Source organism: Spirulina sp. 06S082 (genome assembly GCF_034932145.1).
Lineage (GTDB): Bacteria > Cyanobacteriota > Cyanobacteriia > Cyanobacteriales > Spirulinaceae > CCY15215.
The window spans coordinates 1-22,528 of sequence record NZ_JAYGHV010000292.1; the positions used below are offsets into that span (position 1 = coordinate 1).

The 22,528-nt window shown below is 41.6% G+C and carries 16 protein-coding genes, 1 pseudogene and 1 riboswitch; of the genes and pseudogenes, 9 read left to right on the plus strand and 8 right to left on the minus strand.

The features are described from left to right. Positions 1-94 precede the first annotated feature (94 nt). The gene (locus VB714_RS18225) at positions 95-5,848 is read left to right on the plus strand and encodes an AAA family ATPase (protein WP_323226078.1); all 5,754 of its coding nucleotides are present in this window, start codon (positions 95-97) and stop codon (positions 5,846-5,848) included. Positions 5,849-5,919: 71 nt separating this feature from the next. On the opposite strand, the pseudogene VB714_RS18230 reads toward VB714_RS18225, so the two are convergent. After that, a pseudogene (locus tag VB714_RS18230) lies at positions 5,920-6,267 on the minus strand (septal ring lytic transglycosylase RlpA family protein); the annotation flags it as partial. Between the two features lie 440 nt (positions 6,268-6,707). Here VB714_RS18230 and VB714_RS18235 point away from each other — a divergent pair. Together VB714_RS18235 and VB714_RS18240 are read left to right on the plus strand one after the other, a co-directional pair. Further along, positions 6,708-7,634, plus strand: coding sequence for a branched-chain amino acid transaminase (locus tag VB714_RS18235; RefSeq protein WP_323226080.1), 927 nt, complete (start codon positions 6,708-6,710; stop codon positions 7,632-7,634). An 83-nt stretch (positions 7,635-7,717) separates the two neighbouring features. Continuing rightward, positions 7,718-7,796, plus strand: a riboswitch (Glutamine riboswitch). Positions 7,797-7,841: 45 nt separating this feature from the next. Then, positions 7,842-8,018, plus strand: coding sequence for a DUF4278 domain-containing protein (locus VB714_RS18240; protein ID WP_323226081.1), 177 nt, complete (start codon positions 7,842-7,844; stop codon positions 8,016-8,018). Between the two features lie 169 nt (positions 8,019-8,187). On the opposite strand, the gene VB714_RS18245 is transcribed toward VB714_RS18240, so the two are convergent. Continuing rightward, on the minus strand, positions 8,188-8,694 hold the full coding sequence (locus tag VB714_RS18245; protein WP_323226082.1) for a MogA/MoaB family molybdenum cofactor biosynthesis protein: 507 nt from the start codon (positions 8,692-8,694) through the stop codon (positions 8,188-8,190). A gap of 201 nt (positions 8,695-8,895) precedes the next feature. Beyond that, positions 8,896-9,240: a photosystem II reaction center protein Psb28 gene (psb28, locus tag VB714_RS18250; RefSeq protein ID WP_323226083.1), complete on the minus strand. Its 345-nt coding sequence runs from the start codon at positions 9,238-9,240 to the stop codon at positions 8,896-8,898. 222 nt (positions 9,241-9,462) lie between these two features. Here psb28 and pyrE point away from each other — a divergent pair, with 222 nt between their 5' ends. From pyrE to VB714_RS18265, 3 genes are read left to right on the plus strand one after another with little or no spacing between them, the layout of a single operon-like run. Then, positions 9,463-10,026, plus strand: a complete 564-nt coding sequence (pyrE, locus tag VB714_RS18255) for an orotate phosphoribosyltransferase (protein WP_323226084.1) — start codon at positions 9,463-9,465, stop codon at positions 10,024-10,026. A gap of 31 nt (positions 10,027-10,057) precedes the next feature. After that, entirely contained in the window at positions 10,058-10,690 is a 633-nt protein-coding gene (ruvA, locus tag VB714_RS18260; RefSeq protein WP_323226085.1) for a Holliday junction branch migration protein RuvA, read from the plus strand. 45 nt (positions 10,691-10,735) lie between these two features. After that, entirely contained in the window at positions 10,736-12,610 is a 1,875-nt protein-coding gene (locus tag VB714_RS18265) for a methyl-accepting chemotaxis protein (RefSeq protein WP_323226086.1), read from the plus strand. Between the two features lie 95 nt (positions 12,611-12,705). On the opposite strand, the gene VB714_RS18270 is transcribed toward VB714_RS18265, so the two are convergent. Further along, a complete protein-coding gene (locus VB714_RS18270) occupies positions 12,706-12,978 on the minus strand; it encodes a hypothetical protein (protein WP_323226087.1) in 273 nt (90 codons plus the stop codon). 157 nt (positions 12,979-13,135) lie between these two features. On the opposite strand from VB714_RS18270, the gene VB714_RS18275 reads away from it, so the two are divergent. Both VB714_RS18275 and VB714_RS18280 read left to right on the plus strand, forming a co-directional pair. Then, on the plus strand, positions 13,136-13,399 hold the full coding sequence (locus VB714_RS18275) for a hypothetical protein (RefSeq protein WP_323226088.1): 264 nt from the start codon (positions 13,136-13,138) through the stop codon (positions 13,397-13,399). A gap of 22 nt (positions 13,400-13,421) precedes the next feature. Further along, positions 13,422-13,604 (plus strand): PIN domain-containing protein, encoded by a 183-nt coding sequence (locus VB714_RS18280; RefSeq protein ID WP_323226089.1) that lies wholly within the window; start codon positions 13,422-13,424, stop codon positions 13,602-13,604. Positions 13,605-13,643: 39 nt separating this feature from the next. Here VB714_RS18280 and bchH read toward each other — a convergent pair whose 3' ends face one another. Beyond that, positions 13,644-17,399, minus strand: a complete 3,756-nt coding sequence (gene bchH, locus VB714_RS18285; RefSeq protein WP_323226090.1) for a magnesium chelatase subunit H — start codon at positions 17,397-17,399, stop codon at positions 13,644-13,646. A 154-nt stretch (positions 17,400-17,553) separates the two neighbouring features. Further along, the gene (locus VB714_RS18290) at positions 17,554-18,936 is read right to left on the minus strand and encodes an alkaline phosphatase family protein (RefSeq protein WP_323226091.1); all 1,383 of its coding nucleotides are present in this window, start codon (positions 18,934-18,936) and stop codon (positions 17,554-17,556) included. 66 nt (positions 18,937-19,002) lie between these two features. Here VB714_RS18290 and VB714_RS18295 point away from each other — a divergent pair, with 66 nt between their 5' ends. Further along, positions 19,003-20,076 (plus strand): D-alanine--D-alanine ligase family protein, encoded by a 1,074-nt coding sequence (locus tag VB714_RS18295; protein WP_323226092.1) that lies wholly within the window; start codon positions 19,003-19,005, stop codon positions 20,074-20,076. 31 nt (positions 20,077-20,107) lie between these two features. Here VB714_RS18295 and VB714_RS18300 read toward each other — a convergent pair whose 3' ends face one another. Continuing rightward, on the minus strand, positions 20,108-21,361 hold the full coding sequence (locus VB714_RS18300) for a pitrilysin family protein (protein ID WP_323226093.1): 1,254 nt from the start codon (positions 21,359-21,361) through the stop codon (positions 20,108-20,110). An 80-nt stretch (positions 21,362-21,441) separates the two neighbouring features. Then, positions 21,442-22,482 carry a pitrilysin family protein gene (locus VB714_RS18305; protein ID WP_323226094.1) on the minus strand — a complete coding sequence of 347 codons (1,041 nt, stop codon included), beginning with the start codon at positions 22,480-22,482 and terminating at the stop codon, positions 21,442-21,444. Positions 22,483-22,528: the final 46 nt, after the last annotated feature.

A 22,528-nucleotide genomic window follows, 5' to 3' on the forward strand; every position in this document is an offset into this window, starting at 1 on the left:
CAGGAACAGTTTTCTTGCCTCTTTTTTAAACGATCTTGCATATAATGGGCTATAACTTTATCAGACCGTAGAGCAAACACAAAGTTATAAGGATATGAGTACGATATCGGGTCATAAAATTATTGCCAGAATTTACGACAGTGCGAACTCCTTGGTTTATCGTGCAAAATCTGACACAGACGATCGCACCGTCATCCTCAAGGTTCTCAAACAAGACTATCCGAATCCTTCCGAACTGACGCGATATAAGCAAGAATATGAGATCACTAGCTCTCTTGATATTAAGGGTGCGATCTCTGCCTACGCTCTCCTTCCTTATGAAAATACACTTGCCATTGTTCTAGAAGATTTTGGCGGTCAATCTCTCGATCTATTGTTGCAATCTCGTGGTTTTACACTTTTAGAATTTCTTCAGATTGCTATTCAAATTGCCGAAACCCTCGAAGAAATTCATAGGAACAGTATTATTCACAAGGATATTAATCCGGCTAATATTCTTGTGAATTCCGAAACTGGGCAAGTCAAGATTATTGACTTTGGTATTTCCACTCTCTTTGCCCAAGAAAATCCCTTCATTAAAAATCCCAATGTTTTAGAAGGAACATTGGCATATATGGCTCCTGAACAAACAGGGAGAATGAATCGATCTCTCGATTACAGAGCGGATTTTTATTCTCTGGGAGCAACTTTTTACAAAATACTCACTCGACAACTACTCTTTGATACCCGAGATGCCCTAGAATTGGTTCATTGCCATATCGCCCGAGACCCCATCCCTCCTCATAAAATTGAGCCAGAAATTCCCACAACGCTCTCTCAAATCGTGATGAAGTTGCTAGCTAAAACAGCAGAAGAGCGCTATCAAAGTGCTTTAGGGTTGAAAGCTGATTTAGAAGAATGTCGCCTCCAGTTAGAGCAAACTGGAAAAATCGCTGAATTTCCCCTTGCTCGCTACGATCTCGTCGAGGAATTACAAATCCCACAAAAGCTCTACGGTCGAGAGTCAGAAATAGAACAATTACTCTCGATATTTCGCAGAGTTACCCAATCTGATGAAATAGAAATAGCTACCACTCAAAATCGCGTTGAAATGATGTTAGTAGGAGGGTATTCTGGTATTGGAAAAACAGCACTGATTCAGGAACTTTACAAACCCCTCTCTCAACAACGCGGCTATTTTATTGCGGGAAAATTCGACCAATTTCAGCGCAATATTCCTTATTCTGCCATTGTTTCTGCCCTTCAATCCCTCGTGCGACAGTTGTTGACAGAAAGCGAAGCTCAATTAAATCAGTGGCGAGAAAAACTAAAAATAGCTTTGGGAATTAACGGACAAGTTATTGTTGATATAATACCCGAAATCGAACAAATTATCGGTTCTCAACATTCCATTCAATCTCTAGAACCTAAACAAGCTCAAAATCGCTTCAATCAAGTTTTTCAGAATTTCATCCGAGTATTTTGCCAGCGATCGCATCCTTTAGTCATCTTTTTGGACGATCTGCAATGGGCAGATTTTGGTACGCTAAGACTGATAGAGTTAATTATGAGCGATCGCCAAATCGAATCTTTATTTTTGCTGGGTGCCTATCGAGATAATGAAGTTGATGCCAATCATCCAACAATAGTAGCGATCGATCGCTTAAGGGAAAAAGGCGCGATCGTTAACCAGATTCTCTTAACACCACTAGGATCGGATGATATTACTCAACTCCTTGTAGAAACGCTACATCGCGATCGTGAAAGCGTTGCCTCTCTAACAGAGTCGATCTTACAAAAAACTTCAGGAAATCCTTTTTTCATTAATGAATTTCTAAAGACAATCGATCAAGAAAATCTCTTAACTTTCAATCGCGATCGCCGATATTGGGAATGGAATATATCTCAAATCCAAGCCTTAGATATTACCGATAATGTTGTTGATTTGATGCTTGGAAAGTTGAGAAAATTGCCAGAGGAAACACAGAAAGTATTGCGCTTAGGGTCTTGTATTGGCAATCATTTTGATCTCAATACTCTCTCAATTGTTTATGAAAAATCTCCTGCGGAAACTTTTTCAGATATTTTACCAGCCATACAACAAGGTTTAGTTCAACCGATTTCAGAGCTAGAAATAAACTTAAAAGAACTGATTGAATCGGCTTTGGTGATTCAAAATTATAAGTTTCGGCACGATCGCATCCAACAGGCAGCTTATACTCTCATAGATAGCGATTCTGGGAAAATTATTCACCTTCAGATTGGTCGATTATTACTTACAAACTTTGATGGTGATGAACAGCAAGAGAAAATTTTTACTCTCATAGATCATTTGAACAAAGGGTTTGAATTTATTAAAGATAAAAACGAGAAAATAAAAGTTTTAAAAATTAATTTAGATGCAGGCAAAAAAGCAAAAGAATCCATTGCTTATACCTCTGCAAAAGATTATATTCGGATCGTCCGAAATAAATTTCCTGGGGATATTTGGCAAGAAGATTATGAAATGGCACTCGATCTTTATAAAGAACTTGCAGAAATTGAGTATCTTAATGGAAATTTTCAAGAATCTCAAGTATTACTTCAATTATCTATCGAGCGAGTAAAGAATCCTCTCGACAGTGCAGAGTTTTATTATCAAAAAATTGTTCAATCTACATTACAAGGAAATGTAAAAGAAGCTATCGAATTAGGACGAGCTTCCCTTCAATTACTCGGTAGTGATTTACCAACAGAAAATTTCCAAACTGCATTTGAACAAGAATTAGTTGAATATCGTAGAAATCTAGGGGATTCCTCCATCTCAGCATTATACAATAATTCTGAGATGGAGCTATTAAAATACAGAGCAATTTTCAAAATATTGTCTCGCATTTTCCCTGCAGCTTGGATATTAGATCCAATATTAATGTATGTTGTTGGTAGCAAGATGGTAAACCTTAACATTAAATATGGGCATATACCTATGTCTCCAATGGCCTATACTTTCTTTGGTGTTATTAATACTCATGCTCTTAAAGAATATCGAACAGGCTATGAGTTTGGCTCTCTTAGTATGAAGTTGTCCGATAAGTATAATAATTTAGCTTCTAAAGGAGTAGCCTGTCAGCTTCATGGAAATATGACTATGCCTTGGTTGACCCATATTAAATTCTCTGAAAAAATTAGTGATGAGGGAATTAATGCAAGTTTACAAGTTGGTGATTTACAGGTTTTAGGTTATACTTTAACCTATAAATTATATAGTCTTATCTATCAAGGAAAAAATCTAGAAATACTACTAAAAGAAGTTGATAGAGGTATTGATTTTGGTAAAGAAACTCAAAATCAATGGACAATTAGTTGTATATCAGCAGCTAAAATAATTCTCAAAAATTTAATTGGTGAAAGCCGAGAGAAATTTTGTTTTGACCTAGCCGAACTATCTGAATCTAGTTATTTGAGTAATTGCGAACAAACTCAAATAATGGCTGCACTATGTTTTTATCAGATTCTGAAAGCTCAATCTCTGTATTTGTACGGATCGTTCGTACAATTAGCTTTATTAGAACAATCAGCCAAGTTATTTGACTACATTCCAGCTACAATATCCATTGCCAAACACAACTTTTATTACTCCTTAACCCTCATTGCTCATTATCCCGAAGCATCACCAGAAGAACAAAAAGAATACTGGCAGCAAATCGAAACCAACCAAAAACAAATGAAAGAGTGGAGCGATCGCTGCGAAGCAAACTTCCTCCATAAATATCTCCTCGTCGCCGCAGAAATGGCTCGTATTTCTGGAGAATGGCAAGAAGCAATGGAACTCTACGATCGCGCCATTGAATCTGCAAAAGAACACGAATTCATTCAAAATGAAGCATTAGGCAACGAACTCGCCGCCAAATTTTGGCTGGCGCGAGGAAAAGAAGACTTTGCCAAACTCTATATGAGAAAAGCTCGTCAAGGCTATCAAATCTGGGGTGCAAAACGTAAAGTCGAAGACTTAGAAGAAAAGTATCCTCAATGGTTTACCTCGAACTCCTCCGAGTCGGTTGATGTTACGAGAACATCCATTACAACTACCTCCGGGCGATCTGCTAAATCTCTAGATATTGAAACCGTCATTAGAGCCTCAGAAACTCTCTCTAAAGAAATCGTCCTCAAAAACTTACTCGCCAACTTAATGAAAATTGCCATTGCTAATGCAGGGGCGCAAAAAGGGTTTTTAATTCTAGAACACGATGAAAAATGGTTCATTGAGGCTGAAGGAAATATTAATGAGAACGAGACAAAAGTATTACAATCTATTCCCATCGAAACCGAAGAACAAACAACAAACCCTCTACTTTCCTCAGCCATTGTCAATTATGTGGCTCGCCTTGAAGAGAACGTCATTTTAGATGATGCTTGCCAGAAGGGAGACTTTACCAACGACCCCTATATCATCTCTACCCAAGCCAAATCCATCCTCTGCACCCCTCTTATTCACCAAAGTCACGTTAGCGGTATTCTCTACCTCGAAAATAATCTGACAACGAATGCTTTTACAAGCGATCGCGTAGAACTCCTACAAACTCTTTCCGCACAAGCCGCAATTTCCATCGAAAATGCCCGTCTTTACGATCGCCTCGAAGAATATAATCGCACCCTAGAACAAAAAGTCGAAGATCGTACCGTCGAACTCTCCCAAACTGTCGAAGTTCTGAAACAGACTCAAGCGGAACTCAAACTCGAAAACGACCTCCTCAAAAGCGACGAACAAGCCGAAACCTTCGATTATCAAATCGGGGGTAGTTTGAACGTTGATGCCCCCACCTACGTCGTTCGTTCCGCAGATCGCCACATTTACAAAGCCATGCGGTCTGGTGAATTCTGCTACACTTTCAACGCCAGGCAGATGGGTAAATCTAGCCTGATGGTGCGTCTCCTCAAACGCCTCCAAAACGAAGGCTATCGCTGCATTGCCCTCGATCTGACCCGTATCGGCAGCGAAAATACCACCCCCGACCAATGGTATAAAGGACTGGCTACGGAACTGTGGCGGAGTTTTCGCTTACTCAAGAAAGTTAAATTGAAAGCCTGGTGGAGCGATCGCGTCGATATTCCCGCCCCCCAGCGACTGATGCAATTCATCGAAGAAGTTCTCTTGGTGGAGGTCAAAGATGAAGAGAATGAACCTGCCAAATTGATTATCTTTTTAGATGAAATCGATTGCGTTTTGGGGTTAAGTTTCCCGGTGAATGACTTTTTTGCTTTAGTTCGTTCTTGCTACAACCAACGGGCGATCGACCCTAATTATCAGCGTTTAACTTTTGCTCTTTTTGGAGCCGCAACGCCCTCCAACTTGATTAGCGATCCTCAGAGAACTCCTTTTAATATCGGTCGTCCCATTCACCTAGAGGGCTTTAAGGTGAATGAAGCGCAACCGCTTCTTTATGGATTATCCGATAAAGTTAATAGTCCTCAAACGATGTTAAAAGAAATTATTAATTGGACTGGAGGACAGCCTTTCTTAACGCAAAAAGTGTGTAACTTTATTCGCAGCGCTAAATCTGAAATTCCTATCAATGGCGAAAAACAATGGATGGAGGATTTAATACAGGAAAATGTCCTCAAAAATTGGGAAGCGAAAGACGATCCCGAACATTTAAAAACTGTTCGCGATCGCGTTCTCAAAAGCGATCGCCGTCAAGAACTCCTGACCCTCTATCAGCAAATTCTACTTGATGAGGAAGTTCCCAGCACCCATAGCGAGATAGAACAAGAATTACTCCTCTCGGGTTTGGCGATCGCCAAAGACGGACAACTGAAAGTCAATAACCGCATTTATCACGCAATTTTCGATCGCCATTGGGTCGAAAAACAGTTGATAGTTGATAGCTGATAGTTGATAGTTGATGGGCGATCGGGATTTTGATTCCCCTCAGATTTGGGGGACTAGGGGGCATAATCTGATTACTCTTCCAGTACTTCAACTTTTACAGGAGCAACCCCAGAAGCAACCATATCAATCGCTTGTGCGGCACCTTGAGAAAGATCGATAATTCGTCCCCTGATAAAAGGACCGCGATCGTTGATGCGAACTACCACAGCACGATTATTGTTAAGATTAGTGACTCGTACTTGCGTGCCAAAGGGAAGGGTGCGATGTGCCGCACTTAACCCATATTGATTGTAAACTTCGCCATTAGCACAGCGATTGCCATGAAAACCGGGACCGTACCAAGAAGCCATACCGCGATGGGTGCGAAGGGCAGAAACCTCACTTTGAGGAACGGTTGTGATAACTTTTTTAGCAGGAGTTCCGGCGATCGCCAAAGAAGACCAAACGATCCCTCCCCCTATGGTTGCCAAACCGAGGGAAATAGCAAATATTCTCTTCATTTGAGTTATTAGGAGCCTAGAGATGACAGGATTAATTTTTTGTAGAACCTTGCAACCTTAATCCTTATGAGAAATAAGATTGCGATCGCGCCGCGTTGTCTGTTGCTACCCTGAAAATTATTGCGGCAATTTCAAGCCATTTTTATCGTCATTCTTTAGAATTCCCCCCAGTTTCCGGAAAATCACAAAAAATCACAAAGTTTAGAAAATCTAATTGTTTGAGAGTCTTTAGATAAAGAAATATTGAGATTGTTTGAGTCCTGAAATCCCTTGCTAAGGCATGAATAAAGTGAATTTGACGAAACCATACAACTCGCTTATAGTTATCAAACGACTTTTTCCCCTTGCCTGAAAAAACTATGCACGATTTCCTTCCCATCGCCTACTTTGAAAACAAATTTGTTCCTTTTGCAGAAGCTAATATTTCCATAGCGACCCACGCTCTGCACTACGGAACTGGAGCTTTTGCTGGGATGCGAGCCATTCCCGATCCCAATGACTCCGATCGCATCCTCCTTTTTCGCTTAGATCGCCACTGTCAGCGCCTTTCCCAGAGTGCCAAGTTTTTACAGTACGATTTACCTGCCGATAAGATTAAACATATTTTGGTCGAATTCATTCAACAAAATAAACCTCAAGTTTCTTGTTATATTCGTCCTTTTGTTTATACTTCCGGCTTAGGAATTGCACCGCGACTTCATAAAGTTGAAAAAAACTTTTTTGTCTATGGTTTAGCTTTAGGAGATTATTTATCTCCCGATGGCGTAACCTGTCGTTTTAGTTCTTGGTATCGTCAAGAAGACCGCTCTTTTCCTTTACGAGGGAAGATTAGCGCTGCCTATATTACCTCTTCTTTAGCTAAAACTGAAGCCGTTGAATCTGGCTTTGATGAAGCGATTTTAATGAATTCTCAAGGCAAAGTCTGTGAGGCCTCGGGGATGAATATTTTCATGATTCGCAGAGGGGAATTAATTACCCCAGGATTAGATCAGGATGTTTTAGAAGGAATTACCCGCGATAGTATTCTCATTTTAGCTAAAGATATGGGAATTCCCGTTGTAGAACGGGCGATCGATAAATCTGAACTCCTCATCGCTGATGAAGTTTTCTTAAGCGGAACCGCCGCGAAAATTGCCCCAGTCAAACGCATCGAGAATTACGAATTGCCCTCAGAAAAGCCTATTACCACCCAATTGCAGGAGAAACTCGTCGCAATTACGGAAAATCGCGATCGCCATTATCAAGACTGGGTTCATGCTGTGGCGATCGGGCGATCGGGGGATTAAATGGGGAAAAAAAGAAAATTTTTGCTTCTCCCCCTTGACAAACTCGAAAATAAACTGTAATAATTGATACAGAACACAAATAAATCGTTCATCCCAGTTTTAGAGAACCCAATTTTCAGAAAATCGGGACGGAAGTAGGGTAGTAACCCGAAGGAACGCGCCTCAAATCTAAGTAGAAACTACACATTTAGAATGGAGGCGAAGGCCATGAAACTCTTTTATCGCGGACACAGCTACACGGCTCATACTCATATCATCCCGGCTACCGATGTTACTGTAGAAGGAAAATATCGCGGCGCTAATATTACTTGGCATAATAAGCAAGCACGGGTTAAACACTCGGACCAACTCACCTATCGCGGGGTTCGGCATACGGGTGGTTAAACGCAAATATTGCAAGGATCTGGGCAATACACCCCTACCTCGGTAAACCCAACTGTAGGAGGGCAATACTTGCATTCTCAAATTATAGTTAATCATCAGGATTTGATGTAACTTGAGCATACTTGAGAGAGAGAGGCTATAGTCTCTCTTTCTCTATTGCAATTTTAATTCACAAAGAAGAACCGCGAACCTGAGTAACGAGGTGAATCAGTTCAGGTAAGATAAGTTTGTCGATCGCTAACTTCACAGCATTACTCGATCCGGGTAGGGAAAAAATTAAGCGTTGGCGATAAATACCTGCAACAGCACGGGAGGCGATCGCCCTCGAGCCAATCTCTTGATAACTTAAATAACGAAAAATTTCTCCAAAACCGGGAAGTGTTTTTTCTAGGATACCTGCTAGAGCGTCATAGGTTGTATCCCTGGGAGCAATTCCCGTCCCACCATTAAAAATAAGAACCTCGATATTAAGGCGATCGCACAGCATTTGGACTTGTTCTAAGATTTGTTCGGGTTCATCTTTAACAATTTGATATGCCTCAATACGATGACCTTGCGCTTGTAGTAACTCCTGAATGAGTTGGCCACTGCGATCGCTTTGAGGAGTGCGAGTATCGCTTGCAGTGACCACAGCACAACCAATAGAACGAGGTTTAATATCTGGATGAGGAGACATTTAAGAGTTGATAGTTGATAGTTGATAGTTGATAACTAGGAGAAGATAAAGGATGAAAGATCAATAGAACTTACGCAGCTAGGGAGCGAGACGCTCCCACTCCCGTATTCTATTGTTATGGTAGTGCGGGCATCTTGCCCGCTAATGCGTAAGTTCTAATCAAAAAAATCAAGTTTGCTTCCTCCTCTTCTCCTGTTTCCCCTATTTTTGACTGCCAGTAAATTCTAATCCTTGTTCTTCAGCATAACGTTCCATGAAGCGCATAAAGCGATCCCATTCTTCAGAAGATCGCATGATTAATAAGACTTCAATTCCGACGGCTTTCCCATTGATAAATTTGGCTTTAACTTCCCGTGTAACGATTTCCCCTTCTTCATCAATGAGATAACACCCTGTAATATCGTCGTTATAGTCAGGTGCAAGAATTTTGGGATTTTCAAAGTAGAATGTTGCAGTCCCACTGCTTTCATCCTTAGCTCGCGTTAAACGGACATTAGGCACTTCTTCTTCAACAATGCCTCTAGAAAATTGAATTTGAGCAGTCATTCCGGTTTTTTCCTTAACATTTCGCAACTTTTTTCTAATAAAGTATATCTTATTACGCTCCTCTTGTCGCATTCGGGCAAAAGGGAACAGGGAACAGGCAAGGGGGAGGGAACAGGGAACAGGCAATAGGCAATAGGTAATAGAGGGAGAGGGAACAGAGGGAGAGGATACAATTTACCGATTACCTAGTACCATTACCGATTAGCTATCCCCATAAAACCGATGAACGCAAATACAGAAGCCCTTCGCCAAACTTTACTCGAATTATTGGTACAATACGCCTATAAAGAGGGAGATTTTGTACTTTCTTCCGGACAGCGCAGCAGCTATTATATTAACTGCAAGCCAGTGACCTTGAAAGCAGAAGGCGCATTGGCGATCGGAAAATTGTTATTTACTCAGCTTCCCGAGGAGACGCAAGCTGTAGCGGGATTGACATTAGGTGCAGATCCGATCGTCACTGCTGTTAGTCTGATTTCTGCTTTGGAAAATGCTCCTATTCCCGGTCTGATTATTCGTAAAGAAGCGAAAGGACATGGTACAAAGGCTTATATTGAAGGTCCTAGTTTGAAAGCGGGTGCCAAAGTCGTCGTTTTAGAAGATGTTGTTACAACAGGCAAATCGGCTTTGTTAGCAGTACAACGCTTGCGCGATGCAGGATATACGGTTGAATGGATCGTCGCTTTAGTCGATCGCGAACAAGGTGGACAACAATTATACGAGTCAGAAGGATTAAAATTTAAGACTCTCTTTTCTATAAAAGAACTGAAAAGCAATTATCAATAATTGATTCCCTACTCCCTACTCCCTACTCCTAATGATTAGTTATCTCAGAGGAAAAGCGATCGCCTTGACCAAAACCCTCAACAAGCGCGTTATTTTAGTGGTTGAAACCAACGATATTGGTTACGAAATACAAATAACATCCCGTTTAGCCAGGCAAATTCCCATCGGTACGGAAGAAGTAACGCAAGTATTTACCCATCAACAAGTTCGCGAGGATAATTTGATTTTATATGGTTTTTCTGCTGCAGCCGAACGCGATTTATTTCGTCAATTGATCGGGGTTAGCGGCATTGGCGCACAACTGGCGATCGCCTTAATTGATACCCTCGGATTAACAGAGTTGGTGCAGGCGATCGTGACCGAAAATACTCATCTTCTGGCAAAAACTCCTGGTGTAGGCAAAAAAACTGCCGAACGCATTGCTTTAGAATTAAAAACAAAACTGTCACAATGGCGACAAGCTGCGGGAATTTCTCTTGCAACTTCTTCTGTAGGACCCTCATCGGAAATTCAAGAAGATGTAGAAATGACTCTCCTTGCATTAGGATATGAAAATGAGGAAATTCAACAAGCGCTTTCTGTTTTAAGTACCGACGCGCAATTGTTGAAAAATCCTGCATCTGAGGAATGGATTAGAAGCGCGATCGCCTGGTTGAGCCAGTAAGATTTACTCGCGCTAGAGAAAATTCTCGACGTTTAATAGTTAGCAATGTTAAATAAATTTTTTGGTACAATTAAATTTCAGTTATTAGTTTTATTAGTAGGAAGCACCTCAATTCCCGTGTTGGTTGTTGGGATTTATGGGATTTATTCTTCAACAAATGCTCTCTCAAAAGTTGCCACTATTCAAGAACAAAATCGAGTTACAGATCGTAAAGAGAAAGTAACTACATTTTTAGAAGGAATTGAAAATGATGTTTTATTCTTAAGCAAAGTTCCTCCCATTCAAGGGATGATTCGTGCTGAAGCAAATGAAGGCGTTGATACTGAGAATAGTTCAACTTTTGAACAGTGGCAGAAGCGACTTAGTGAGATTTTTTCCTCAAAGTTAGAATCAAAGTCTTACTATTTTAGTCTGCGCTATATTGATGAAAAGGGGGATGAATTTGTTAGAGTCGATTCTGAAGATAATAAAATTAATATTATTCCGCGATCGCAGTTACAAAATAAAGCAGATCGTCCTTATTTCCAAGATACAATGCAATTATCAGAACGAGCAGTCTATGCCAGTCCTGTTAACCTTAATCAAGAAAGAGGAGCTATTGAATACCCCTATAAGTTAGTAATTCGTTATTCGACTCCTATTTTCGATCCTGCGGGCAATCGTCAAGGGTTAATTATTGTCAATGTATCGGCAAAACGTTTAGTTGATTTTATTAGAAATGAAAATAAAGATAAGAATACAGAAATTTTTGTTATTAATCAAGATGGATATTATGTTTATCATCCTGATTCTAACAAAGAATGGGGCTTCGATCTAGAACGCGATGATAATTTTTCTCAAGATTATTCTGAAAGCATTGCCAAGCAAATTTTAGAGAGCGATCGCGGCTATATCGATCGCGAAACTGACAAATTAATTAGTTTTGATACGGTGGTTCTCAATGAAAAAACGGGAGCATCTTTAAAGATTATTTATCTCGTTCCCAAAGCGATTGTTTTTCAACCGATTGCTCATTTTAGATGGGTTGCTAGTTTGGTGATTCTTTCTTCTCTAGCGCTTGCATTGGCCATCGGAGTGACTAAAATTCAACAATTAAGCAATCTTATCAAACAATTAAGCGATCGCGTTGTAACAGCTTGTCACGAAATTCTCACGACGACGATCGGCCAAGAAAGAATCTCGACAGATCAATCAACTTCTACGAATCAAACTAAGGTTATTATGGACGATCTGGGTATCGTTTCGCGTCAGTCAGAGGAGCAAGCGCAATCATCTTTAATTTCCGCCCAAAAAGCCTTAGAAATGACAGAAAGTGGCAATCGTTCTGTGGAAGAAAACATTTTCAAAATGTCTGAAGTCCGAGAGAAAGTAGATGCGATCGCCAAACAAATTGCAACTTTAAATCAAAAAACCAATGAAATCGGCAAAATCTCTCAATTAGTCTCTGAAATTGCCAATCAAACCAATCTTTTAGCCTTAAATGCTTCTGTAGAAGCAGTTCATGCAGGGGAACATGGTAAAGGGTTTTCTGTGGTAGCAGTAGAAATCCGAAAATTAGCCGACCAAAGCAAAGAATCTGCCGATCGCATTAATGGTATTGTGACAAATATTAACAAGGAAATTAATATCGTTGTTCGAGTGGTCAAGGAAGGCGATCGCACGGTAGAAGAAGGGGTTAAAATTGCGCGATCGACAGATTTGGCATTTAGTGAAGTGAAAAATGCCGTCAATGATGTGGTTTTGAATAATCAACAAATTGCTATGAATGTGCGTCAGCAAGTTGAAGCTATTCGGGTGGCGATCGATGCGGTGGATGCGATCGATCGCGGAGTCAGAGAAACTGCAACAGGAGCCAGTCAAACTCGACAGGAAACAGAGAAATTAAATCAAACCGCGATCGATCTTAAACAAATTGTTTAGAAATTCGACAACAAACTCAATTGGTATATCCGGACGATCTGAAAAACGAAATTGTACGACAACGATCGCGTGTCCATCATTAACAATTCCAGAAATCACTTGATAATACGCTCCATCATACCACCAAAAGAAGCCGCAACATTATATCCGATGCGAATTCCAAAAAGTCTAGCATTTTGATTATTCTTGCTCAGATTTTCTGCTGCTTGCAAACCGTTTTTATCAACTTCATAGTGACCTGTAGTAACGTCGATAATCACCATTTTGCCAATATTATCTTCCGATTCAACTTGCTCTCGAATTTTGCTTTCATAAAGCTGTTTGGCAATTTTTCCGACTTCCTCATGGCTTAAAAGGATTGTTTGCATCAACTAACTCCCCCTCGATTGCTTCTCTTTTTCGATTATAGGCGATCGCTATCATAATTACCAAATTTAATCTTTGATTTAAGCAAGAGGGAATGTTTACTATTCAATGATGAGGATAGGTTATAGTATGAAGAGCGTGTATTTTGGATATCTAACCATGATCGGTACAAGTATTCGTCTTAGCCAAGAAGCTCAACAGATTTTAATTAAAGCAGCCGCTTTTAAACAGATGTCTGTCGAAGCTCTAGCTTCAGAAATCCTCAATGAAGTCATCCCAGAAAAGCTGAGTTCTCTAATTAAAGAGCCTGAAACTAAGCGCGATCGCCAGACTGCTTTGGCTGGGACTAAACCTTTTATTTTCTATGGAACTCCCGAAGAGTCTGGACTTCCTGTTGATGAATGGGATATGGATAAGCAATGATTATTCTTGATACTCATATTTTTTGATTCCTATTTCCCCTATGATCGCTGTTGAATCTTATACCTTACCGGGAGAATTTCATAAAGACCCTGCGGATAGGATTATTGTTGCGACAGCAAGAGTTTATGGTTGTTCGTTAATGACTAAAGACGGTAATATTCTTGCTTATCCTCATGTGCAGTTAATCCCCACAACAACTTCCTAAAACGATCGCTAGATCGTATTGTTTCAATTCAACCCACTATCAAACTTTAACCCCTTCGATATCTTCATCAATGCGATCGTATAAATCCCGTAACTTTTGTAACTTATCTTCATTGGGTTCCCAAAAGCCCCGGCCATTTGCCTCTAACATACGCCCGACAACATTACGAAAGGCTTCTGGGTTCGCTTCTTGCAAGCGTTTTGCCATCTCTGCATCCAACGCATAGGTATCGGCTGCTTGGTCGTACACCCACTCATCAGTAAAATCGGTGGTCCCTCCCCAACCCAGCAGGGCCGTCATGCGCTGAGAGATTTCGTAGGCACCCCCACTCCCCTGATCCGCCATTGCCTGCGCCCATTTGGGGTTTAATAGCTTAGTACGGTATTCTAAGCGTAACAGGTCTTCTAATTTGCGCGGGGTGGTATCCTTAGAGAAACTCTCCACAAAACTCGCATTTACCCTCTTCCCACTGCGCTTTTCTGCTGCTTTTTTCAACGCACCTGTATTGGCGTAATATTCCTGAATATCCGTTAAACCATATTCTACCGAGTCAATTTCTTGGACGATGCGATCGCATTTCCCCAATAATTGTTGCAAAACTTCCGGTCTTGCTTCTCCCTTATCCTTGCGTCCATAACTAAACCCATTACGGCTTTCCCATGTCTGCGCTAACTCATCCCCAGAGTCCCAATTGCCATCCACGACGCGATCGTTCACTAAAGAACCAAAATCTCCCGCAGGATTAGAAAATAAGCGTGCAGAGGGGTTTTCTACACCTTGTTTTTGCAGTTCTAAAGCGTGTTTGCGAATGTAATTTTGTTCCTCAGATTCCTCCGCATTTGCTGCCCGTTGAAACAGGTCGTCTAACAGTTCAATAATATTAACAAAACTATCGCGGAAAATACCAGATAAATTACCTAGCACATCAATGCGAGGATGTCCAATTTCTGCCAAAGATTTTAACTCGTAGCGGACGATCCTTCCCGTCCCTTCCTTAACAGGTTTAGCCCCCACTAATTCGAGTAAAATTCCTAAAGATTCTCCCTTGGTTTTAATCGTATCTAATCCCCATAACATCACCGCGACGGTTTCGGGATATGTTCCCTTTTCGTCCAAGTTTTGTTGGATAATCTTACGGGCGATTTCTTGTCCTCTCGCATTAGCTGCGGGAGAGGGCATTCGATAGGGGTCTAAGGCGTGAATATTCCTTCCAGTCGGCAATACACCGACACCATCGCGTAATAAATCCCCTCCTGGTGCGGCAGGAATATACTCTCCATTTAACCCTCGTAATAAGTTGTTTAATTCGTCTTCTGTTTGCATGAGTAGATGGCGAATTTGTAAGGCTTCTTCTAGCTTTTGTGGAAAATCTTCTGGGAGGTGAGTTTTCTGTTTGAGATGCCAATATTCTGCTGCTTTGAGGAGGCGATCGCCTTCCTGTCCCTCATAAATCCCTTGCATTGTCTCTTCGGGAAAATAAAACTCGCCAAAATACGCATCTAAATACGATCGCAATATCTCAAAAGAAGGATTCTCTCCCAAGGTATGTAAGCCGGAAGAAAAGAGACGCTGTTCAACAATTTGTAGATACTCATACACCTTGACAAAATATTGATTTAATGCGTTTTTGCTAAACAATTTTGCATTTTCCAGTGTAAAAGCAATCCCTAATTTTTCTCCCTCTGCAAAAGTGCAGTCAGAATCAATTCCCGAATCAACAATTTTCTGGCAAATTGCCTCTTTGAGAAGCTGATTTTTCTCTGGATCTTCTCGATATTCAGCAATTAATTCTCGTAATACTGTTAACTCTTTATACAATCCTGCACGACCATAAGGCGGTACATTATGAGAAATGAGAACACCATAACCCCGACGTTTTGCTAAAATTGATTCTGAGGGATTATTACAAGCATAAATATATAAATTTGGCAAGTTTCCCAACAAAATATCCGACCAAGAATAGCTCGTATTTCCTAATGGCGATCCTGGCAACCATTCGACTGTTCCGTGCATTCCAAAATGAACTACTGCTGAGGCTTGAAAATCATTTTGTAACCACTTATAAAAGGCAGCATATTGAGGATGGGGCGTTAAATCTTTTTCAAACATTAAGCGCATGGGATCGCCAGAAATGCCTAAAGGAGGTTGTACGCCAATCCAAACATTTCCCAATTGTATACCACCCAGGAGAAAATCATCGCCAAAGGTTTTAATTCCAGTATCTTTGAGATTATTCCATTGTTTTTCAATTCGGGTTGTTAAAAGATATCCTAACCATTGTTCTAGGGTTTTGATGTTCACTCTGTGAGGAGTGTTTGTATTTTCGTCTTCTTTTTTGACGCGATCGATTAATGCTTCTCCTTCTTCGGGTAATTCTCCCACATCATAACCTTGTTTTTGTATAGATTTGAGTAGATTTAAAAGGCTTTTAGGAACATTTAAAAGTTCGGCTGTTCCTGTTGCTCCATATCCAGGTGGAAAGTTGTAAAGAAGAATTGCAATTTTTCGTTTTTCTGGGGGAGTTTGTTTTAATTGAATCCAATTTTTTACTTTGCCGATTAAACGGTTCACTCTTTCAGGTACCAGATAAATATCTTCACCGACTAATCCTCCTAATGGAATAGTATCGATCGCGCCATCTAATTCCGGTAAAGCATAGAGAACAACACTTTGCAGTCCGCCGATCCCCTGTCGCGTCCACGAGTAAATATCTTGAATTAGTAACGGTGCAGCAATAATATAAGGAACATTTTTTGAGGTGAGAATGCGCCGTGCAACTTCAATTTGTCGTCCTGCTTCCATCGATCCCGCAGGTCCTCCCACGAGGGGAAAACCAATCGTAGAAACGATCGCATTAACTTCTACGGCATCTTGAGATAATGTAGGATTTTTGGGTTTATTTTTTTGTTCGTCTGCCGTCGTCATCCAATCTCTTACGGCAACATGACCTTCAACCCCGTTAATAAAAATTGGTAAGGGAATGAGTCCTTTTTCTTCAAATTTACGGATTAATTGAGGAATATAAGGCTGTTGACTGATAACGTGCTTTCGATAAAGAAGAATACCAATAACAGGCGATCGATGTAGGGACGTTGCATACAACGTCCCTACAGATGGGCGATCGTTAATGTACCAATTAATATAGTTCTGTGGTGATTCAAAATAACCATTATAATCGGGATGTAAAAGTCCCATATTTGGTGTTTCAATGGGGGCGGGAATTTCACCAATTTTTAAATTAAGGTATTTCTCCCCTAACGTCCAAAAGAGAGAAGCAACATTTTGCAGTCCTCCTGCATTCCAATAGCCGTAAATAATCAGCCAGTTTCGCAAATCTTGAACTTTTTTCGCGGGAATAAATTTGAGGAGTTTTGGACCTATTTTGAGAAAACTAATATATCCTGCCAGTTTATCTTCTTCGCGTCCGCTTGAAAACTTACTGAGAATGAATTGAATCGGTTTAGGCATTCCTTTCGGTTTATCTCCGATCGCAAATTTCCCCAATTTCGTCAAACTCATTAACTCCAAAGCAGACTCAAAAACAAGGCGAATAGGAATCTCTTGCACTCTTTCTCGCAACCAGATAACCTGTTCGTAATCAAAGAGGAGACTGGCAAAGAAAACATCGGCATTTTTGAGAGATTCTGTAACAGTATCCGGTTGGGTAGCGAGATCGCGATCGCTAAAAGTAAAGATTTCCAACTCGGGACACCGCGATCGCGCCAAATTTGCGGCTTTTCGATACAAATCTGCGTTAAAGGTCTCAAACCCTGTAATTAAAACAATGCGTTTCATGTCCCCACCCTACCTGTTTGCGTTTGCTTTCTTTCCATTGTAGTTACAATTACCGAACAAGCAAAATACTGGTTCGGTAATCTGCAAGTTTTCTGCTATTAACTGAATGATAGATTGACAAATCTGAGATGTCCTTCTTTCCTTATCCCTTTAATTACCAAGCTAATAATTGACCTCGTAATTTTGGAGGAGCCGTAATCTGATAGCGTGCTAAAAGTGTAGGTAAAATGTCGTAAATACTAGCATCTTGCCAATATTTCCCCTCTCCTGGATTTTGAGGATCGTAAAAAATAAACATTCCTTGAGGGGAGTGGTTGGCATCATCGGGACCCGTATCATTTTCGAGAGTATAAAGAGAATTAACCCCCACTGTCCCCACCGATCGCCATGCCATGTTTTGCAAATAAACAATTAAATCTGGAGCAATTCCTCGCACTCGTTGATAAATTTGTTGCGGTTTAAAAGCCTTAACTTCTAAAGATTTACCTTCGGGATCGCATATTGCTTCTAGTTTTTCTGCTAATTGCGATCGCACTTGTTCATATTCTGCTAAAGGGATTGTCCCTTCTGGTTCTCGTCCTAAAACATTCATAAAAATTCTACCATAATATCCCCCCGCACCCCAAACTTTAGTTTTACTCCAATCCACTTCGCACTCATCGAGAGAAGTTGGCGAATTAGGCGGCTGTTTAAACACGAGATAGCCTTCGCGATAGAGCCATTCATTTAAACAAAAACCTCCCATTAATGGCTGCCCTCCATGATCGGAAACGACTAAAATTGCCGTTTCTTCTTCGCAGTGCGAGAGTAATTTGCCAATACAAGTATCAATATGACGATAGTAATCAAAAATGGCATCTTTCAAGGGAGAATTTGCTTCATGGAGAGGATGGCGAGGATCCATGTGTTTCCAAAGGGCATGATGAATGCGATCGACTCCCATCTCTACAAATGTCATCAAATCCGGTTGATATTCTGCTAATAAATAGGCTGCCAAACTAAAAGTTTGATTGCTCAGGGTATAAATATCTTTGAGAATGCGATGTTTGTCGAGAGAGCGAAAATTTGGGACATCGAAGAGATAGCGATCGAAAAGGTTGCTAATTTGCGATTTTAACCCCAAGGGATGGGTAAAATCTGCTTGAGTATCAGGGGTGAGAAAGGAAGAGATTAACACCCCATTCACCAGTTTAGGAGGATAAGTTCCCGGTACTCCCAATACTGCCACTTTCCATCCCGCATCCCCTAAAATATCCCAAAGGCGAGGCACTTTCACAAAACTCCCATTGGCGATCGCCATTTTCCCATAACTGCGATCGGCCCGGTTGCGAAAGCCGTAAATCCCGAGTTCGCCGGGATCTCGTCCGCTCATCATACAGTTCCACGCGGGGACGGTAATGGCAGGAATACAACTTTCTAATTTCCCATAAGTCCCCTTAGTCATCAATTGAGATAAATGAGGTAAATCGTCTCGCCATCGTTCAAAAATCAGAGAAGGTTCCGCACAGTCAAGACCGATAATGATTAATTTGGGCATTTTTGTAATGAACAAGGAACAACAATCGATTATCATGTTTTTAGCGAGTATTGACATGATAAAACTATGACGAAACTGCGGGTTGGGCTTTTATTTGGCGGACGGTCTGGAGAACATGAAGTTTCAATAAGTTCGGCGATCGCGATCGCCGATGCCCTCAGTAGCGACGAAAATCAAAATCGCTACGATATCCACCCTTTTTACATTCAAAAGGACGGTACTTGGCAGAATACAGCAATATCCCGCACGGTTCTCGACTCGGGCAAACCCCTTCCCTTTGATGAAGTCCCCAACCCAGCTAAATTATGGCAATTCCCCCCAGAAGCGGCTCAAATGGATGTTTGGTTTCCCATCCTCCACGGTCCCAATGGTGAAGATGGCACCATCCAAGGGCTACTCACTCTCATGCAGGTTGCTTGGGTCGGGAGTGGCGTGCTAGGGTCTTCTGTGGGTATGGATAAGCTCATGATGAAAGTCGCTTTTGCCCATGTGGGTTTACCGCAAGTGAAATATATGGGAGTGACGCGATCGCAAATTTGGTCAGATCCTTGTGTTTTTCCCAAACTCTGCGACAAAATTGAGGAGGCGATCGGCTATCCTTGTTTTGTCAAACCTGCTAATTTAGGCTCTTCTGTGGGTATTGCTAAAGTGAGGACTCGCAGCGAACTTGAAGCCGCTTTAGATAGTGCCGCCAGCTACGATCGCCGCGTCATTATCGAAGCGGGCATCGCTGGAATTCGTGAGGTTGAGTGTGCGGTTTTAGGTAATGATGACCCCAAAGCCTCGGTTATTGGAGAAATCACTTATAATAGCGACTTCTATGATTATGAAACTAAATATACCGAAGGATTGGCAGGGTTAAAAATTCCCGCCCCTCTCCCCGAGGAAGTCGCAAACCAGATTCGGGAAATGTCCATTCAAGCCCTAGCTGCCCTTGATGCGACTGGATTTGCCAGGGTAGACTTTTTCTATGTTGAATCGACGGGGGATATTTTCATTAATGAAATTAACACCCTTCCCGGTTTTACCGCCACCAGTATGTATCCCCGCCTTTGGGATGCGACTGGCATTCCTTTTCCTGAACTGGTTCACCAACTGATTCAATTTGCCCGAGAACGGGGAAATAAGAATAAAGATTAATAATGATTTAATGATTAATTGCTCAGTAATTTTAATTAATTGCCTCGATAAAGGCTTCTGGTCCAACCAAGGAAATATAAGGATCGCCACCAAAGTATCGCTGTGCGGTTTCTAGGGCTTGCTCTAGGGTAACGTCTACGATCGCCTCTTGAAACTGAGTGTCAAAATCAATACCCACCTCTATTGTTTCATACCAGCCCAACATTTGAGCAATTTCAGAGTTGGTTTGCTTACCGAGGGCATATTGACCCAAAAGTTTATTTTTAGCCCCTTGTAGGTCTTCTGGGGTGAGGAAAACCTCTCCCAGTCGCTTTACCTCTTGATGCAGTCCTTCGAGGGCGATCGCGGTGTTTTCTGGGGCGGTGCCCATATAGACTACAAATTGGGAGGTATCGAGACGAGTCGGATAAAAAGCAGAAACATCATAAGCGAGTCCTCGTTTTTCCCGCAATTCGACAAAAAGACGGCTGGATAAACCATTTCCTAAATAAGTATTTAGGAGTTTGAGGACGGTATAATCTTTTTCTTTGCGAACAGATGGGGTTAAATAGCCCAACATGACGATCGCCTGTTGGCTATCTTGGGGCGTTTTGTTAGAAGTGGGTTGAGAGGTAACTAAAGGGATTATAAGTTCCGGGAGAGGCGTGTTCGGAATTTGCCAATCTCCAAAAACATCGGTAACGATCGCGATCGCCTCGTCGTGTTTAATTCGCCCCGAGAGAGAAATAACTAGATTATCTGGGCGAAAAAAGGTTTGGTGATAGTGTTGCAAGTCATCGCGCCCCAATTTCTCGACAGTTTCTTCTGTGCCTAAAATAGATGTACCATAAGGATGTTCTCCGTACATGGCTTCCCGTAACTGCTTAAAGGCAACATTAAAGGGGCGTTCTTGCTGAGAACGAAGATTTTGTATCGTTAAATACTGTTCCAGTTCCACTTCTTCTGAGGGAAAACTCGGCGATCGCGTAATTTCTCCCACCAGTTGAAAAATTTCCCGAAAATCTTCTGTAACGGTTTTAAAACCAACGGAAAAATAGTCTGTGGATGCGTCAGCCCCTAACACCGCCCCAACGGATTCGATTTTTTCGGCGATTTCCACTGAGGATAAATGAATCGTCCCTTTTGTCATTACTGCTGCCAATAAATGAGAAATTCCCGCGTTTTCCCGCAATTCCCAACGTCCTCCCGCCTTCAAAAACAATCTACCAGAAATAATATCCGCCGTCGGATTTTCCACCGTAATAACAGTAATTCCATTGTTTAAAGTTGCGCGTTGAGTTGACATTATGAGTTATGAGTTATGAATTATGAGTTATGAATTATAAGCGATCGGGAATTATTTTCCTGTTTGTTCCTTTTCAAAGGTTACTCTCCCAGATGTTTCATAACCGTAACGGCGTATTTGTCGGGAGAGAGGTATTGCTTGGCGATCGCCTGTAACTCTGAAGCCTGCATTTTTTGAATGTGTTGGGGATAGATGACAGATAGTTCTGCCGTTGCGATCGTACTATAATACCCGTACAATCCTGCCAGTTGACCAGGGGTTTCCGTGGAAAAGGCGTAATCGTTTAACAACAAGCGTTTAACTCGATTTAATTCACTTTCGGAAATCGACACGGTTTGCAATTGTTCGAGGCGATCGCGGATTTTCCCTTCGACAGCCTCTAGATTTTGCTCCTCTAAATCGGCATTAATCGTCAATAGGCTTGAGTCCCGATGCAACGAAAAGTCACTGCCAATATCCCAGACTAAACGCTGTTCTTCCCTCAATTCTCTCACCAAACGGGACGATCGACCACAACCCAATAACACCGATATCATATCCAAACCGACGGCTTCATCGAGGCGATCGATACCAGAAGCCGTCCACGCCATCATTAAACGAGCCTGTTCGAGGCGAGGTAAGCGTAACTCCGTGCGGCGAATCTCTGTTAAAATAGGTTGGGGACAGAAGGTACGAGGAGGACATTCGGAACGGATGGTAAACCCAGTAAATGTATCGCCAATTAACGATAACGCCGTTTCGCGATCGACTCCTCCCACGATCGCAATGGTCATGTTTTCGGGTTGGTAGTGGGTTTTGTGAAAACAGCGCATTTGGTTGGGAGTGCGATCGCGTACTTGTTCCTCTGTACCTAAAATTGAGCGTCCGTAGGTTGATTCCCCGTAAATTGTTTCACACAAAGCCTGAAAGCCTAACCAGTCGGGATCGTCTTGACAAGAGCGAATTTCTTCAACCACCACTTCTCTCTCCCGCACAAATTCTTCATCTTCAATACTGGCGTGGAGGAGAATCTCGGCAAAGTAGGGCAGGGTTTCCTGGAGGTATTGCGCTGCGGTGGTGATGAAAAAATGGGCATAATCATGGCTGGTAGCGGCATTGGTGACTCCACCGCGATTCTCAATTTCGCGATCGAATTCCCCTGGGGCAACGGCCTTGCTCCCTTAAAAG